The sequence below is a fragment of the Novosphingobium sp. FSW06-99 genome (assembly GCF_001519065.1).
Classification (GTDB): domain Bacteria; phylum Pseudomonadota; class Alphaproteobacteria; order Sphingomonadales; family Sphingomonadaceae; genus Novosphingobium.
The window spans coordinates 138,726-155,335 of sequence record NZ_KQ954252.1 but is presented as its reverse complement, the minus strand read 5'-3'; the positions used below and the strand labels follow the sequence as shown (position 1 = coordinate 155,335).

The following is a 16,610-nucleotide window of genomic DNA, read 5'->3' as shown; positions in this document are numbered from 1 at the left end:
CCGGCAATTGCGCGGTCAGCCTTCGCGCAACTGCGTGAACCGGTGCAGCCGCTTGCGCACGACCTCGCGCAATTGCGGCGGCAACACGATCCACGATTGCACGGCAAACAGCAGCCCGACGATCACCGCCAACAAAAACCGCACCCCCAGGCCCGCGCTGACGTGTGGCAGCGCCAGGTTGATCAGGCCGAACGCACACAGCGATCCGGCAATCGGCGCAAAATGGTCAAAGCGGCGTGAACTCACCCAGTTGAGCGCGCTCAGATCGACCACAAACCGGGCGAAATAGACCACCGCCGCGCCCAGCACGCCCCAGTGCACCACCGAAAAGTACAGCGCGACCAGAAAGAACGGCAATTCGGACAACATGACCTTGGTCACCAGATCGGGCCGACCTTTCGCCTGCAACCGGGCAAACGGCACATTGGCAAACATGTTCAGCCATGCCGCCAGCAGCAATATGCGCGCGATCGGGGTGGTTTCGAGACCGAGTTTTCGCCCCACCCAGAATTCCATGCCATTCTGCATCAGCACAAAGGCGCCAGCGATCAGCGGGGTCAGCAGCGCGAGTTGCACGCCCACGGCATCGCGCGCCAGGCGATCCGCATCCTCGCCGCTGGCCATCGCCATGCGCGGGAACAAGGCGTTGCACAGGGCGCCCGAAACGGTTTGCACGCGCGAGGTCAACTGGGTGGGCACGACATAGACGGTGACGGCATAGCTGCCCAGCATCGCCCCGATCAGGAACCGGTCGATCACCTGGATAAACGGGCTGAATATCGCCGAAACGGTCACCCACCCGCCATAGCTGAGCAATTCGCGCAATTGCCCGCGATCGAACCGGCGAAACGCATCCGCCCCGAATTCGCGTCTGCATTCAATCCAGTAGAGCACCAGCCCGACCATGCGCGCGGTGATGGATGCCGCCAGCAAGGTCACCATGTTTGGTCCGAAAAACCAGGCCACCGACAACGGCAGGATCTGGAACAGACACGTGTTGGTGATCGAAATGCGGTTGGTCAGAAAGAATTTCTCACGCGCCATCAGCGCGCCCGACAGCACCCCCAGCGTGGTCGCCACCGGCACCGCCAGCGCCAGCAGGGGCAATGCCGCCAGCGTTTCGACCAGCATCGCCGGGGCCAGCTTCATTTCCATCGAAAACATCACGTAGGATGCCGGCCACATGATCAGCGCGCCAACCAGCCCGACGCACAGATTGCTGACCAAGGCCGTGCCGAACGCAGTGGCGCGGGCATCGGCACCGGCGTCGCGCAAAGTCGAAATGCGCTGCGACGTGGCGCGGCCCAGCCCCAGATCGAACACCCCGAAATAGCCCAGTACCAGCCACGCGATCGCCAGCACGCCATAACGTTCGGGCCCGATCAGCTTCAGATAGGCCGGCACCGTGACCAGCGCGAGCACGGTCGGCACGGCCGTACCCACAAAGTTGTACAAGGCATTGCGGCCGATACTCATGGCGTGAGGCCCGTCATGGAGGTGTTGGCAGGAATAGACATTGCGGTTGCAAGCCCTGCGGCAAAAGCATCGCCGATTGCGCGGCGTTGGAAAATGCGCACTTGCGCGCATTGCTGCCATGTGGAGAGCGCCGCCTTGAGGGGGCGTTCGTCCCGCACCAGGCGCACCATCGCCTCGGCAATGGCGCCGACATCGCGATTGTCGACGCGCAAGGCAAAGGGTGCATCATCGAAATACCCGTCAACCGCCCAGTCGGCGGGATAAGCAATCGGCACCCCGGCCAGCAAGGCCTCGATGAACACGAGGCCGAAACTTTCGCGCAGCGAAGCCAGCACAAAGCCGCTGGCGCGGTTGAGGCGCGCAGGGATCTGCTCCAGCGGCAAGGCGCCTTCCAGCACGCAGGCATGGCCGGTCACCAGCGCGTCGCACCGCGCATGCTGCGCAGCATTGCCGCCACCGACAACCGCCAGCCGCAGACCCGGCACCACCTTTGCCGCACGATCGCTGGCCGCGACCATGCGCGCCAAATTCTTGCGGCGATGGCTTTGCAGGTGAAAGATCGACAGCAGACCGTCGCCGTCTTCGCGGGGGGGAATGATCTGCGCGTTGCTGACCGGACAGGGCACCAGCGTCGATGCGCCGCTGCGCGGGCCCAACTGCGCCTCGATCCGTGCAAGGGCCCAGGGCGCAAAATGGAACACCATCGCCGCCCCATGGAACACCCGCGCAAAACGCGCGCGCAGATCGGGACGTGCCGACAGGATCTTGAGATCGGAATCACCCTGGATCGACAGCGCATAAGGCACATTCAGCACGCGGGCCGCGCGCGCCACCGCAAGTCCCTCCACAGAAAGCTTGTGCCCCACGATCAGACCAGGACGCGGCCCCGCAGCCAGACGATCGGCCAGCCAATCGCCCAGATTGCCCAGCATGGCAGCATGATAGATCCCCTTGCCCGGCGCCAGATAGCGGACCGGCGTGACGCCATCGTGCGCGCCACCGGTTTCAATACCAAGACGCGGCCGCAGGGGATTGGCCAACGCAGCCGACAGCAACGCCGCGCCGGGGGCCGCGCGGTTCAGCGAAAAGACCTGCTGTTCAAAGCGATCATCGACCAGGCGCACCAGGCTTTCGATGGCGCGGGTCTTGGCGGGTTGGAACTGGTCGGGAAAATCGCCCGAAACATGAACAATTCTGCCGGAGGCCCGTCGGTCAGGCATCATGTCCACCCCGCCCGCGCTTGCGCGCGCGCCGCCGCTCACGGGCATCCTTGTGCATCAGCGCAAATATCCGGGGCGATCGCACCAGATAACGGCGCCACAGGCGGCGTGGCTCGCGGATCAACCGGTACAGCCATTCCAGCGCCAAGGCCTGCAGCAACCACGGCGCGCGCTGACTTCGCCCGGTCAGGTAATCGAGCGATGCGCCGACACACAGCGCGATCCCGCACGTTGCGCCCATCTTCTTGGCCCGCAACGCAATGATTTCCTGCTGCGGCGATCCTACCGCGATAAATACAAAGCGTGCGGGATTGGCGACGATGAACCGGGCCGCTGCGTCCAGCGCAGCTTCATTGTGCAACAGACCCATCGGCGGAATGTGCTGGCGCAGATTGCCCAGGCCAAAGCGCGCCGCCAGCGCCGGCAGCGTATCCGTGCCTCCGCCGATGATCACCACACTGTCGGTGCTGCCCACCATGCCTTCGAGCAAATCGGCGGTGACGTCGCTGCCCGCCGATACTTCGAGATGGACCCCGTAAAAGCGTGACAGCAGGCCCATCACCTTGCTGTCGCACAAAGTCAGATCGCTTTGCGCATAGGCTTCTTCGACTTCGATCGTATGGCGTTCGGTGCGCAGGCGAACAAGATGGTCGACATTGGGCGTCGTTACGTAACCATAGGGCCCGTCAAGCGGCCAGGCACGAAGGTAGGCCGCGACCAGGTCGCGGTTTAACTGATCGAACCCCAGTCCGAGTATGCGTACGCGCGGAAACCCGCGCCCATCACCATGATCGCGCGTAATCAAGAGGCCAGCGCCCCTCGCACGTTTGGTGCCCCAGACCGGCGAATCCTCACAAGTGCTCCATACCAATCGAAACAGAGAGAACCGACATCTTGACCGACGATCCCGCCGCACCCGCGCCCTGCATCCTGCCCAATGGGCAATCGCAGGAACGCAGGCTCCACGTCAACCAGCCGCACGGCCGCTGATCAGGCTGTCTCGCTGTTTTCGTACTGATAATACTTGTAGTGATAGTCGTAGTTATACCCGGCGATCCGGTGGTCAAACTTGGTCAGCACGACACCGGCGATCCTGGCGCCAATGTCCTGCAGACGCCGGACAGCAGCCTTGGCCTGGCCATTGTGCGCGCGGTTCGCTTCGACGATCAGCAACACCGTCTGCACCTGGCGGGCGATCAGCGGCGCATCGGCCAACCCCATGATCGGCGCAGAGTCGAGGATGATCACATCATAAGATGGCTTGGTCGCGGCCAGGAAATCCCCGAGCGCGTTCGATGACAGGATTTCGACCGGATTGGTCGGCACCTGGCCCAGCGGCAGCAGATCGAACGAATCCTTGCCAACCTTGATGATGCAATCGGCAAGCGTTTGATGCCCAAGCAGCACTTCGGTGAGACCGGTCGTGCGATCGGCGGTGAAGTGACGGTGCAGCGAAGGGCGCCGCAAGTCGGCGTCGATCAGCAACACCCGCTTGCCGATTCGGGCATAGTCGCGTGCCAGCGCGATACACGTGGTGGATTTGCCTTCCGATGGCTGGCTGCTGGTCACCTGCAGCACTTCGGGCGTACCGGTCAGCGTGGCGTAATCGAGCGCCGCGCGGATCGAGTAATAGGCTTCGTTGATCGCGCTCTTGCGATCGTCGCCGCCAGCACCAAGATCCTCGTCCGGGGCGTTGGGGGTGGTGCCCAACAACGGCAAGTGCAGCTTGCTTTCGACATCTTCCGGCGACCGCAGTGTGTCATCGACCGCTTCACGGGCAATCGCAATACCCACAGCAATGACCAGACCAAGTGCAAAGGCAATCGCCATGTTCTTGGGCAGGTTCGGTGAAACCGGGCGCGCCGGCACTTCGGCGCTGTCGAGCTGCGAGATATTGTTGCGCACAATATCCGACGCGGCGCTGATCTGGTTAAAGCGCGCCATCAGGTCATTGAGCTGACGACGACGCGAATCGACATCGCGGGCAATCAGGTTCAACTGAACCCGCCGACCTTGTTCCTGCAAGGTCTGGCCCGACAGGGCATCGCGCTGGCTCGCCAGCGATTTTTCCTGATCAAGCGCAACATGATATTGGTATTCAAGCGATTTCTTGATGTTGGTGGCGACGGCCTGAAGCTGGTTGTCGAGCGAGTTGAGTTGCGCCCGCGCCTGCACCACTTGCGGAAAATCCGGTTTGTACTTCGCGCTGAGCTGCGCATATTCCGATGCCGCGATCGAACGCTGGTTCATCAGCGACGACACCGAGCTGTTGCCCTGCACTTCGACAATCTGCAACAGCGGCGTCGCCTGCGCCGCGCGCCAGCGTTGCTCGGCCAAAATGCGCGTGGTCACGGCATCGGTATACTGGCTGTTGAGATGGACCAGGTTGGCCGTGGTGATCGACTGCGAATTGCCGCTGCCGGCCGCGTTTTCCTTGGTGTCGGACGCTCCCGAACCGCCGGAAGCATCGCTCGCATCGATCAGATTGTTGGTTCGCGCATAGTCGATCGCCTTGTGCTCGGAAACTTCGAGCTGGTCACGCAGGCTCTCGATCTGATCGCTCAACACCTTGCGGGCATAGGCATTGGCCATCAAGCCGGTCTTGATGTTGTTGGTTACGAAATTGCGCGCATAGCTGTTGACCACTTGTGCCGCTACGGCTGCGTTGGGGCTGGTGAAGTCCAGTTCCACCACGCGGTTGTCGATCGGCACGGTGACTTTCAAATTGGCCATCAGCACGGCAGCTTCGGCCTGGCGGCGCGCCGCCTTGCGATAGTTGGCCGGAATCGCGCCATCGGGTAGCCGCTCACGCATCTTCAGCAGAAAATCATCGTTCTGGTCGAGCTTGAGATCGTCGATCACCGCATATGCCATCGACCGGCTTTCCACGACGACCACCTGCGTGTTGAGGTAGCGGTTGGTATCGCCAAGCGCCACCACCGGATCGACGTCCTGCCCCGCTTCGATCTTCACGTTTTCGTTGTCGACGCGCACGGTCGATTCGGCCTCGTACCGTGGCGCCATCAGCAACGAAACGGCCAGACCAATGAACAGGCTGGCGCCGATCACCTGCAGCAGAACGCGCCGCTGGCGCCACATCATCGCGCGCAGATCGGCGATGTTGAAGCTGAAACCGGACTTTTCGTCCCCGTCGTCAGTGGGCCGGGGCATGAAACGACCAATATAGTCAGGCGCGCCGGCGGGTTGGATTGTGGTGTTCATGGTCAAACGCCGCCCTGATTAAAACCGTGAAAAGATGACTGCAGCCGGGATAAGCGACAGCATATCCTGATAGAATGTCCGCCCCGCCGAAACGCCGACAACCACCCGGTCGTTGGCCATCAGAACCGGATCGATCATCTTGCCGGCCCGCACCGCGTGCAGATCGACCACGGCAAGCAGCTTGCCCTTGTCATCGGTACGGATGATCGCAATGGCCTTGACCCGCGCCACGCGCTCGGGGTCCCCGGCGGTTGCCAGTGCGCCCAGCAATGTCGTGCCCGGCGGCAGGGTATAAATCCCCGGTTTGGCAACCGCGCCTTCGACGGTGATCTTTTGCGAACCGTATTCGAGCAGATTGACGGTCACTTGCGGGTTGATGATCTGCCTGCCCAGCGCCGCCCGAAGGTGCTCCGCCAGCTCGTTCGCGGTCAGCCCGGCCGCCTGGACGTCACCGGCAATGGCCAGGTTGAATGTCCCCGATTGGTCAATCACCAACCGATCGAACGACAAGTCCGGCTCGCCATAAACTTTGATCTGAATCGCGTCGCCGGCACCCAGCCGATAAATGGCAGGGGTCTCGGCACTAAGCCGCGCCTGGCCCATCAGATCCGACTTGGTCGGCTCATAGGCGCCCACAGTGGCCTTGTAATCCCCGGCACAAGCACCCAGCCCCAAGGTCAGCACCCCGAGCAGACACGGTCGCCATGCGCGATTGAATTTCGTTGCCATTGCCCACCATTTCTCCGCTTTCAGCACACGGACTTTGTTCGTTCCATCCACACGCGGGACGTGCCGTAAAACCTGCTGCAGTGCAACCAACAAATCCTGCTGATATTCTAGCACGCACCCGCCGCACCAAAAAGTGCAGCACTCATCCACCCCATTTGCCGAATCTCGGCTATGCCTGTGCTTTGTAACGGCAAGCCTGCCCATGCTGCAATCAGGCATACCCGCCACCGCCGTGCCATAAAGGGTCAAATTGCGCAGTGCGGTAAGACTTTGCCAAACAGGGCTTCCCTTCGGCTGACCAGCCGCTAGTATCGAACGCTGAGAGAATTCACTTGCAGTCGGAACCCCTGGACCGCGATGCCGTCAGCCTATCCATCTTCCGCAATCCCCCTTTCAGACGACGTCGGCACAATTGTCGCGCGAAAGGCTATGGGGCATGTGCGGGTCGGCAACCGCCCGGTGGCGATCTGGCCGATGGTGCTGGTGATCTATGCCACGCTGCTCCCGCGTGAGGTATCGATCCACGTCGGCGAAAACTTCATCTATATGGATCGCCTGGCCCTGGCGCTGACTATGCCATGGGTGGCCTGGCACTTGTGGAACGGTGCGATCCGGTTCGTTCTGCCAGACTGGCTGATCCTGATCCTGGGCTCATGGATGGTGATATCGCTGTGGGCGGTATACGGCGCAGATCGTGCGCTGGTCAGCGGCGTGTCGTTCGCGTTTGATGCGGTCGCCGGATATTACATGGCGCGGATCTCGTTCCGGTCGCTGGATGACATGCGCCGCGCGCTGATCCTGTGCACGCCGGGCTTCTTTCTTGCCGGCATCAGTCTGGGCGTGGAATCCGTGACGCACCAATTGCTGGTGCGCCCGTTTTTCGTCAAGATTTTCGGCGGACTGCACTACGCGAGCGGCACGGAGAATATCAATGACGTGATCGACGTCCGCATCCGCTTTGGCCTGATGCGTGCCTATGGCCCCTGGGTGCACCCGATCGAAGCCGGATTGCACATGGCCACACTGCTGGGAATCTATTGGAAAAGCGGCATTCGCGGCTGGCCCTTGTGGCTGGCCATCGCCGCATCCGCGACGGCGATCTTTACGGTGAGTTCCGCAGCCATTCTGGCGTTGTTCGCCATCGTCGGCATGCTGCTTTACGACTGGCTTACACGCCAGGTACGCGAATTGACCTGGCCCGTGCTGTTTACCGGACTGGTCATCGTGATAGCCGGCATCAGCTTTCTGTCGAAGGGCGGTCCGATCGGCCTGTTCATCCGGTTTGCCACGCTCGATCCGTCCACCGGATACTTTCGTGTGGCAATCTGGCAATATGCAACGCAATCGGTGCTCGCGCATCCCTGGGTTGGCATCGGCTTTGACCCCTACCGGCGGCCCGACTGGATGTTGACGTCGAGCATCGACGCGCACTGGCTGCTCTATGCCGTGCGGTTTGGTCTGCCGGCGACGTTGGCGCTGTTCTTCGCCTGCATTGCCGCTCTGGGCGGCCTGTTTCGCGCCGAGGCCATGGCAAACGTAGCCGATGCCGGGTTCTATCGTGGCATTGCGATGAGCCTGAGCATGCTGATTATCATGGGATTTTCAGTTACTTATCAGGGTGGCACGCTAACCTGGTTTACCATTCTGCTGGGCGCGTGCGTCGCTTGCGCACAACACAGTTACGTGATCGACTGGGCATTCTGGGTGCGGCGCAAGCCGCGTGTCGCCTGAGATCGCGAAAAGTATCGATCATTGACGACGGCGACGACGGGGGCGATCCGGATCACGGTCGGCAGACCGTGACCGACGCGTGCGCGATGACGATGAACGATGTCGGCGCGATGCGGATGTCGCCACCTGGCGACATTCGAAAATCGCCAGCGCCGCAACCAGCGCGGTCAGGCCAAGATCGATCAGATAATTGACATGGATCGGCCCCAGCGATTGATAGAGAATCTCGTCAATCGCGTGGAGCGAGGTTGCGCGTACGGCGGTATAAACCACCATGACAAGTGAAAGGGCGAGCGCCTGCCCCGAACGCCCCACGCCGGACGACCGCTGCGCCAGGACGACCAGCGCCGCCATCACCAGAACCGCACCAAGCGTCACCGGAACCTGGAAGACGTGGCGATCATCATAGACGCCATGGCCGCGGGTCCACCCGCGCACATAGTCCTGCAACAGAATCTCGCCATCGGTCAGCCGCCACACCGCCAGCGCCACAAAGATGACAGCGACCGCGCCCCAGTTGATCACCGCCAGCTTGCGACGCGTGGCAGGTGTGCATGTTGCAGCCACCAGCGCGAGGCCGCTGGTGGCGATGTAGACGAAACCTGCGATGGGCGACAATGGACCTGAGATTTCCATACGGTTCCTTATGCGGTGATGACCGAGCGCCAGAACGCCCGGCCATCCCTGTCTTTATCAATTCCAGGCAACAATGAACATCGGCCTCCAGATTGCCACGGCCAGCCCGAAAAATGCCTATAAAGTGAGCAGGCCAACCTTGTTCACCAAGCCCACTCCAAGGACACATAGGCGCATCGCACAGATGTTTTGCTGCATGACCACGCTCAACCCAATTCGCCCCAATGGCGTGGAGCGCGTGGCGTCCAATCTGACGCCGGGCGCTCCATTTTATTGCTCTAGAATAATTTTATTCGTTTTTATCTAAAACTGCGGACCTGCTTGCGTAGTCGTTGGGGTGTTCGCGCCCAGCAACCGTCCGGCGGCGCTGCGCAATGGAAACAGGGCCGATGCGTGCGCTACGAACAAGCCATACGCCAGGAGACACACCGTGATGCCAACGGTTCGTGGAGTCCATGCCCGCACGGTGCCTTCCTGTTCGACGGGTCGACGCTGTTTTGGCAAAAGATGCTTGCGCAGGCCCAGAACAGGCTTTTCGATCAAGTGCCACGATCCGATTGCACAAAGCAGTGTGAGCGGCAGGGCGGTGACGGTAACGAACAGCGCGGTTCGATGCGCAGGGAAAAAGTGCAGCAGCGCCTGCTGTATCGGAAAGCCATAGATATAGATGCCATAGCTATAATCCCCCCTGTGAAAGAACGGCAGCGGAGGCAGTGGGCTGAAACCTATGATCGCCGTAACGTAGCTCAGGCCGAGGATGGCCGGGTAGATCAGGAAGTTATAGGCGCTCGAGTATTCGGCAACGGCAATGGCGCCTAGCGACACCACAAACACTCCCACCGCGAGCAACTGCGAATAAGGCAATTTATCACGATAGAGATAGATCAGGTTCCCAAACAGGAACGCACAGATGAGCGAGCGGCTGGGCAACGCCCGCAGAATCGCCTGGGTATCAATCTGATCGGACCAGATGCATGACAGCATAAAAAGGATCGTCACAGCGAGCATGGCGCGGCGTTGACGGTAAATGCCGGTGACAATCAGCAGCGACAATGTGACATAGCAAAAGATTTCCGGCCCGACCGTCCACAAAGCACCATTGACGAGTTTCGGCATGGGGTTGTCGAGAAATACCCCCGGCAGGCTAAAGCGTGCCCGGCCTATGAAAGATCCGAAATATTCAAAGAATTCCGGGCTGGTGAAATAACCCCGCAACGGCAATACGGTCAGCATGGGCCCAAAAATCAGCGCCGACAACGAGACCTCAGTAAACAATGCGGGCAGAATGCGCAGGACCCGGAAGGTGATGAATGTGCGCAAGCTATTGAGCCGAATCGCACTACCAATCACAAGTATCCCGCTAAGAGAGAAAAACATCGGCAGCAACGCAGCAAGAAGCGGACGAAATGGAAACACAGGCAGTGTCTGAACCCACAGCAAGCCGCGACTCAACCCGAAGCTGTGCCAAAGCAGGATGGAAAGTGCCAGCCCAACTCGCATGTGATCAAAGCCCGGACCGACGCCTCTACATTCGTCAAATCGCGACTCCAAGGTCCTCATGGCATCTCCTGTTCCTGATCTCGAATTGAATAGATAACGAACCACAAGCAAAATAAAATTTACCCGACGGCCCAATTTAGAATTAATTAATGTTACTAACTCTTAAAATTCACCTTCATTCATCGACGCAAAGGAAGGTGTATTTTTAAACGATTCTTTCCGAAGACGGACATGACTTATCTTGCATTTTTATTGCAGGCCAGGCGCCAAGCCTTCAATCAAATCAGCATTCCCGGAATGAGAAGAAGGCGTACCAGATACATAGGCTGATTCGAAGTTCGTTATTGGAGAAACGCAATTGCGCATGTTGATGGGGTTGGCGCTGATGTTGATAGGTGGTCAATCCGCGATCATGAGCGGTTGTGCCAGCCCGCGCACCATCGTCGATGCGGATTTCAGCCCCCTGCACCACGCCATTCATCCGGTTGACGACCGGCTGCATGGCATCATCGGGCAGCACGTGCGCGACACCCTGCAGATTTCCGGGCCGTGGCTGGTCGGCCATGAAGGGTTCATGACACCGGCACTGGCGCAAGTGAGCGAACAGGATCCCAGTGGGCTGAATGACCCCGGTAAGGGCTATCTGCGCCTCAGCACGGTGCGTGATGGGGGCCGGACACTCGCCAGCGAAGTCATGTCTGACGGTTTTCCCGGCACCGCGCGCGGTTATTACGAAACCCGCATGGTGGTCGATCCCGAACATCGCGCCGGGGGATGCCTGTCGTTTTTCTGGATCCAGGCGCGCGACACCAAGGGGCGCAGTTGGCGCGGCGCCAGTTTCGGTCCGCTGGAAATCGATATCGAATTTCTGGCCAATGAACCGTGGGCCACACATCCCGATCAACCCGGCTATGTGCATTTCACGCTTCATCCGTCGAACACCACATGGCGCCAGCCATTGCCGTTCAATCCATCGACCGGTTATCACCGCTATGGCTTTCTATGGGTCGCAAACCGCGTGATCTACACCGTCGACGGCAAACCGGTTCATGCCATGACCGAGCCGGGCCTGAGTCATGCGCCACCAAACGGCGGGTGGATGATGGCCAATGTGTGGAGCGGGCCGCGCGATTGGGGCGGAGTCACGCCCGAGCAGCCGGTATCGGCAGTGTACAACAGGATGGTGCATTTTGGCGGCGTGGCGCGCATCATCCCTTATGCGCCGCGCCAACTCTGATCCTGCCGAACAGTCTCAATTGTGCCCGTAACAGGCCTGCGGATGCCCGGCGCTGTCGATCAGCGTGACGCCCGCTGTGACGCTGATCGGCACCCCGGTAAAGCCGGGGGCAAGGTTCACGGTGACAGTCGCGCCCGATACGCCGGAGGCGGTCATCGGGCCGGCCAGATAGTTGGGCCCGGCATTTACCGCGCCATTGCGGATGAAAAAGCGCTGCCCGGCGCCAAATGGGGCGGGCGCGGCCAGCGTAATGGTCAGCACACCGGTCCTGGTGTTGTAGGCCAGCCCGTTTTCGCCCTGGCTGTTGGCGCCCGTGCCCGAAACATAGGGAACGATGGCATAGCTATCCATCATGTTGGCATACGGGTCAGACGGGTTCAGCATGTTGACATTGCCGCTGAGGGTGGGGCCGTTGCCGGAATCGAGCGTGTAGCCGATCCAGCAATAATATTGCCCGGTGGGATCGAAATAGTTGTCGGCAACCGCAAAACCCGCCAGCCTGGTCGCCTGAAACGCCACGCCATAGGAATTCTGCACGTGCCGCGCGTTGTTCTGCAGGTCCGACACCAACACATTGTGATCGACTGATCCCGTCAGTGTGCCCAGCGGCACCCCCATCAGGTTGCTGTTGGTCTGCGCCCACAGGATCGCGGTGCCGCCATATCCCCATGCCGACGGGGTTTGCAGATAGGTGTTATAGCTCACTTTGTAGGTGGTGATGCCCCCCCGCACACCGGGGGTGTAATAAGGCGCGGCCATCCGGGTGGGGCCGATCTTGCCCAGCGCCCGGTTGAGCGTCCATGTGTTGCCTGAACCGCCGACGATATAAGTGGGCGAGGGAATGGCATCATAGGTGTTGATCACAGCGGGGCCGATGTTGCCGACCGACTGGCTGAGCGTCCAGGTCGATCCGCCGCCCGACACGATGGTCACGGCGGCGGGGATGCCCAGGCCGGAACCGCCCACCAGTTGACCCGCCGCGAGCGTGCCCGAGGTGACGCTGTTGACGGTCAGCGTGCTGCCGCTGATGGTGCCGGTGATCACGCCATCGGCAGCACCGGTGGCGGTGACATATTGCCCCGCCGTCAGCGTGCCCGACAGGCCGGACACCGTCAGCGTGGTGCCGCTGATCGTGCCGGTGAACGTGGCGCCACCGGTGGTGGCGGCGGTGTTCCACAATTCGCCATGGCCGAAATTGCTGTAGACCCAGCCGTAATTGCCCGAACCGCCCCAGGTCCAGTCGCCATGGTTGATCGGGCTGTCGAGCACGAGATGGGTCGCATCGGTGGCCTGCAACGTCCACGTGCCGCCCCAGCCGCCCGGAAAGCCCTGTGCGCCATTGCCCGACACCACCAGCGAGACGTGACTACCCACCGGCACGCCATGCGGGGCATTGGTGGTGATGGTTTCCTGCGTTCCGCCACTGTTGACGATGCTGTTGAACAACACGCCCGGCTCCTGCCTGTAGAGCATGCCCTCGATATAGTTGTTGGCGACGACGATGGTGTGGTTGCCGACATTGACATTGCCCATGTCGAACAAGCGCCCCGGCATATGCAGGAAGGCGTTGAATTCGATCCATGCGGTGCCACCGGAAATGCCCAGGAAATGACCGTTCAGCGGCGCGACACCGACTTTTGCGCCGGTTACCCAATTCGCTATGCCACCCGCTGCGTAGTGGGTGGCATTGAAGCTGGCACTGCACAGCGCGGTTTCCAGCGCGCCGGCCAGCGCATCGCCGCCGCAGCCATAGACGGTGTTGTTGACGAACGAAAAGCTGTTGAGCGTGGCGCCGTTGGCAAAAGCCACGCCATAGACCGCGGCGGCATTTTCAGGGCCGGCCTGCGCGGTTCCGGGCCCCTGGTAGACGCCGCCCCAGATGTTGCAATTGGGGCCCTCGACGAACAGCGAGTTGCGCATGATGACATTGGCAGTGGTCGCCCCGGTGCTCGCCGCGCCGGCGCCCCACGGCTTGTCTGCCAGAAAGACCGGCACGCAGCCAGATCCGGTGGTGCTGTTCCAGGCGAAATTGTACCCGTCAAAGATCAGCGAATTGGCCGATCCGGTGGTGTTGCTGCAATAGATACCCGCACCACCCAGCGCAAAGGGAAAGGGTGTGGCCGTCGTGCCCGCCGCGACCCCGCGCGGCACTGCCGTGTTAGAGGCATAGAACTGGCAATTTTCGCCCTGTCGACGTGGGTTGACCAGTGGATCAGTCGCGATCTGCGCCGGGTCTTTGAGGTATGACGGGTGCAGATTGCCCAACGTGGGCGCCTGCCCGCGCGGAATGCCGACCGCATAGTCGACCCCGGCCACGTTCCACGACGGGCGCGCGGGATAGACCGGGGATTGCCCGCTGGTCGTGGTCTTGAACGACAAGTGCCACGGGTTGGTGCTCGTGCCGGCCGGGCGTGACACGCCAGCCGATCCTTGCGTGGCATAGCCGCGAAAGAATGTCGGCACCTGCACCGACCCGTCTGCGGAGCAACCGTCTCCCCTGGCAGTGGTGCATGGCGTTCCGCCCGGCGCGTCCGCTCGCGCAAGCGCAGGCCCCATCAACAGCAGCGCGGCGAGAAAGGCGATGATCAGGCGCATCGGCAATCGGCTCCCCCAATGCAGTCCGCCAACGAACCGCGGGCGCTGCCCGTTAGCTTATGCCAAACAAAAGTGGGCACCAGCCTTTTTGCAATAGACGATGCCAAAGACTGCCAGAGCATCATGCGCCCCGGATTGCCGGCATCACGCCGCCTAGTCGCGATCGAAAACGAATTTTGCGTTGAACAGGTAATTGAAAAAGAACGCGATACCAATACCGCAGAACTTTGCGACGACGGGCTTGACCGGCAACAGCCGGGCGACCGCCACGGTCGCGCTGACATTGATCAGCAGCCCCAGCACCGCAAACACGAAGAACCGGTAAAAGCGTTTTCGATTGAGGCTGTTGGCGAAGACATATCGGCTGGTCAACGTGTAGTTGACCCCCACGGCGGCCAGAAAACTGACCGTCGCAGCCGGACCCACCGGCAACAGCGCCGGGCACAGCAGCGCAAACACGCCCAGATCGACGACCGCCGCAGCGCCCCCGGTCAAGCCATAGCGCCCGACGCGTAGCAGCGTGTCCTTCACGCCGCGCCAGCCGATGGTGCAGCCGTCCAGACTTGGCGGAAATCGGTGAACCCGGTCCAATGCGCGGTGGTGTCACCGCCCAGCACCAGCGTTCTGACGCCGGCCCGCCGCCCGGCCTCGCCATCGCGCTCGGCGCGGTCACCGATCATCACCGTTTCATCGGGCGATACCCCGGCCAGCGCCATCACGCGCTGCAATCCGGCGGGATGGGGCTTCATCACATTGACTTCGGCATCGGTGGCGCTGACCACCACATCGGCATCAAGACCAAGCGCGGCAAGCTTGTCGCGGGCGGGATAGTCCGACAGCACGCCGATGATCTTGCCCGAACGGCGCAAACGGTCGAACAGATCGACCACGCCGGGCCTGCGGGCGGCGGCAAGATAGGGCAACGGGCGGACTTCCATCCAGTCGGTCACCAGCGCGCGCAACGGTCCGCCGCCGCCGCCATGGATCGCCACCAGTTCGTCTTCAAGCACGCGTTCGAAATCGACCGTTTCGGCATCGGCAAGATGTTCGCGCCGCCGCCGATAGCGCTTGAGCACATGCGCGGTGCGCAGATTGAGCGCGCGCGCGCAATGCAGCCCGAGCTGCGCGGCCATCGTCAGCCGCAGGCGCCGCTGATCATACAGCGTGCCATCAACATCGAACACCGCCAGCCGGAAGGAATCCCACGCGATATCCATGGTTATTGCAGCGAGATGAAGTGCTGCGCGGTAAGCGTCTGCAAAAACGGCATGTTCACCACCGTGGCGACCACAAACGTCACGACCACGATCAGCACCAGCGCCATCAGGCCATGTTCGTTGAACAGCTTTTCCGGCTTTTGCGCGGTCGAGGCCGGGCGCATCGCCAGCGACATGTACTTCCCGAACAGCAGTGCGATCGGCACCAGCGTGATAATATATTCGATGCGGTATTTGACCATGAAAATGGCCAGCGCCATCCCGCTGAGCGCCGCATAGACCAGGCACGATGCGGTCAGGCTGTATTCGTCATACCCGCCAAAGCTGGCGCGATAGCGGACCAGCAGATCGCGTCCGTGGTTGGCGACGATTTCGCGGTATTCCGACAGACGCTTGGCCCCCATCAGGAACGCCCCGCCCAGCCAATAGCCCAGCAGGATACTCGCCGGAGGCAACGTCGACGGATCGACCATCGCCCAGCCGATCATCAGGCGGAACGGGTTGTTGACCGATTCCGACAGCACGTCGAGATAGGCGTGATCCTTGGTGCGCAGCGGTTTGACATTGTAGAAAATACCCTGCGCAGCAAACCCCACCGCGATCACCAGCATGGTCACACTGGCCGTCCAGGCCACCACAAAGCCGATCACGACCAGCGCCAGCCACAGCAACCACACAACGACGCCCGACAGTTCGACCTTGACCGCCGTACGCAACGATTTGGTCGGATGCAGTGCATCGAATTCGCGATCGAGAAATTCGTTGATGACATAGTTCGCCGAGGCGATGCACACCGCAACGATCGCGCCTGCGACGAACGGCCACGGCGTCAGCGTGACGAAATGGTGCCGCAGCAAATAGGCCAGAACAATCCCTGGCACCACGAACACGTGCTTGGTGACATGATCAAGCCGCATGATCGCCAGATAGTCTTGCAGCGCAGGTTTCCGAAGAACGCCCGCCTCACCTTGTGCTGTGGTGGTCATGGTCACAGGATCTTCCGCCTAGTCTACGTTGGATTTGGGCAGTTGATGCGTTCAAGCAACC

At 61.2% G+C, this 16,610-nt stretch carries 13 protein-coding genes; 2 read left to right on the top strand and 11 right to left on the bottom strand.

From position 1 onward, the window contains the following. Positions 1 to 15: 15 nt before the first annotated feature. From AQZ49_RS03340 to AQZ49_RS03320, 5 genes are all read right to left on the bottom strand, one after another. Complete coding sequence (locus AQZ49_RS03340; protein ID WP_067612948.1) at positions 16 to 1,476, bottom strand: flippase; 1,461 nt, start codon at positions 1,474 to 1,476, stop codon at positions 16 to 18. Continuing rightward, a complete protein-coding gene (locus AQZ49_RS03335) occupies positions 1,473 to 2,699 on the bottom strand; it encodes a glycosyltransferase (protein ID WP_197410902.1) in 1,227 nt (408 codons plus the stop codon). The genes AQZ49_RS03340 and AQZ49_RS03335 overlap by 4 nt, the downstream gene beginning before the upstream one ends. After that, entirely contained in the window at positions 2,689 to 3,501 is an 813-nt protein-coding gene (locus tag AQZ49_RS03330) for a WecB/TagA/CpsF family glycosyltransferase (protein WP_067612943.1), read from the bottom strand. The genes AQZ49_RS03335 and AQZ49_RS03330 overlap by 11 nt, the downstream gene beginning before the upstream one ends. Before the next feature lie 185 nt (positions 3,502 to 3,686). Then, entirely contained in the window at positions 3,687 to 5,918 is a 2,232-nt protein-coding gene (locus AQZ49_RS03325; RefSeq protein ID WP_067612940.1) for a GumC family protein, read from the bottom strand. A gap of 18 nt (positions 5,919 to 5,936) precedes the next feature. Next, positions 5,937 to 6,851, bottom strand: a complete 915-nt coding sequence (locus AQZ49_RS03320) for a polysaccharide biosynthesis/export family protein (protein ID WP_197410901.1) — start codon at positions 6,849 to 6,851, stop codon at positions 5,937 to 5,939. Positions 6,852 to 7,076: 225 nt separating this feature from the next. Between AQZ49_RS03320 and AQZ49_RS03315 the strand changes: the two genes are divergently transcribed. Beyond that, the gene (locus tag AQZ49_RS03315; RefSeq protein ID WP_067612934.1) at positions 7,077 to 8,378 is read left to right on the top strand and encodes an O-antigen ligase family protein; all 1,302 of its coding nucleotides are present in this window, start codon (positions 7,077 to 7,079) and stop codon (positions 8,376 to 8,378) included. Positions 8,379 to 8,396: 18 nt separating this feature from the next. Here AQZ49_RS03315 and AQZ49_RS03310 read toward each other — a convergent pair whose 3' ends face one another. After that, positions 8,397 to 9,014, bottom strand: a complete 618-nt coding sequence (locus AQZ49_RS03310) for a hypothetical protein (RefSeq protein WP_067612930.1) — start codon at positions 9,012 to 9,014, stop codon at positions 8,397 to 8,399. Between the two features lie 303 nt (positions 9,015 to 9,317). Beyond that, the gene (locus AQZ49_RS03305) at positions 9,318 to 10,574 is read right to left on the bottom strand and encodes an acyltransferase family protein (protein WP_082701291.1); all 1,257 of its coding nucleotides are present in this window, start codon (positions 10,572 to 10,574) and stop codon (positions 9,318 to 9,320) included. Positions 10,575 to 10,878: 304 nt separating this feature from the next. Between AQZ49_RS03305 and AQZ49_RS03300 the strand changes: the two genes are divergently transcribed. After that, positions 10,879 to 11,751 (top strand): glycoside hydrolase family 16 protein, encoded by an 873-nt coding sequence (locus AQZ49_RS03300; RefSeq protein ID WP_067612924.1) that lies wholly within the window; start codon positions 10,879 to 10,881, stop codon positions 11,749 to 11,751. 15 nt (positions 11,752 to 11,766) lie between these two features. Here AQZ49_RS03300 and AQZ49_RS03295 read toward each other — a convergent pair whose 3' ends face one another. The 4 genes from AQZ49_RS03295 to AQZ49_RS03280 form a co-directional block, all read right to left on the bottom strand. After that, the gene (locus tag AQZ49_RS03295; protein ID WP_067612921.1) at positions 11,767 to 14,346 is read right to left on the bottom strand and encodes a hypothetical protein; all 2,580 of its coding nucleotides are present in this window, start codon (positions 14,344 to 14,346) and stop codon (positions 11,767 to 11,769) included. A gap of 153 nt (positions 14,347 to 14,499) precedes the next feature. Next, entirely contained in the window at positions 14,500 to 14,877 is a 378-nt protein-coding gene (locus AQZ49_RS03290; protein WP_067612918.1) for a GtrA family protein, read from the bottom strand. Further along, positions 14,874 to 15,563 (bottom strand): HAD family hydrolase, encoded by a 690-nt coding sequence (locus tag AQZ49_RS03285; protein WP_067612915.1) that lies wholly within the window; start codon positions 15,561 to 15,563, stop codon positions 14,874 to 14,876. Before AQZ49_RS03285 ends, AQZ49_RS03290 begins: the two co-directional genes overlap by 4 nt. Before the next feature lie 2 nt (positions 15,564 to 15,565). Beyond that, positions 15,566 to 16,549: a UbiA family prenyltransferase gene (locus AQZ49_RS03280; RefSeq protein ID WP_067612912.1), complete on the bottom strand. Its 984-nt coding sequence runs from the start codon at positions 16,547 to 16,549 to the stop codon at positions 15,566 to 15,568. Positions 16,550 to 16,610: the final 61 nt, after the last annotated feature.

What these genes read in the sequence shown, in the direction of transcription:
- AQZ49_RS03310 (WP_067612930.1), bottom strand. Translation starts at nt 9,014, where the DNA reads ATGGAAATCTCAGGTCCATTGTCGCCCATCGCAGGTTTCGTCTACATC.
- AQZ49_RS03320 (WP_197410901.1), bottom strand. Translation starts at nt 6,851, where the DNA reads ATGGGCAGGCTTGCCGTTACAAAGCACAGGCATAGCCGAGATTCGGCA.
- AQZ49_RS03335 (WP_197410902.1), bottom strand. Translation starts at nt 2,699, where the DNA reads ATGATGCCTGACCGACGGGCCTCCGGCAGAATTGTTCATGTTTCGGGC.
- AQZ49_RS03315 (WP_067612934.1), top strand. Translation starts at nt 7,077, where the DNA reads ATGGGGCATGTGCGGGTCGGCAACCGCCCGGTGGCGATCTGGCCGATG.
- AQZ49_RS03280 (WP_067612912.1), bottom strand. Translation starts at nt 16,549, where the DNA reads ATGACCACCACAGCACAAGGTGAGGCGGGCGTTCTTCGGAAACCTGCG.
- AQZ49_RS03295 (WP_067612921.1), bottom strand. Translation starts at nt 14,346, where the DNA reads ATGCGCCTGATCATCGCCTTTCTCGCCGCGCTGCTGTTGATGGGGCCT.
- AQZ49_RS03340 (WP_067612948.1), bottom strand. Translation starts at nt 1,476, where the DNA reads ATGAGTATCGGCCGCAATGCCTTGTACAACTTTGTGGGTACGGCCGTG.
- AQZ49_RS03305 (WP_082701291.1), bottom strand. Translation starts at nt 10,574, where the DNA reads ATGAGGACCTTGGAGTCGCGATTTGACGAATGTAGAGGCGTCGGTCCG.
- AQZ49_RS03285 (WP_067612915.1), bottom strand. Translation starts at nt 15,563, where the DNA reads ATGGATATCGCGTGGGATTCCTTCCGGCTGGCGGTGTTCGATGTTGAT.
- AQZ49_RS03325 (WP_067612940.1), bottom strand. Translation starts at nt 5,918, where the DNA reads ATGAACACCACAATCCAACCCGCCGGCGCGCCTGACTATATTGGTCGT.
- AQZ49_RS03300 (WP_067612924.1), top strand. Translation starts at nt 10,879, where the DNA reads ATGTTGATGGGGTTGGCGCTGATGTTGATAGGTGGTCAATCCGCGATC.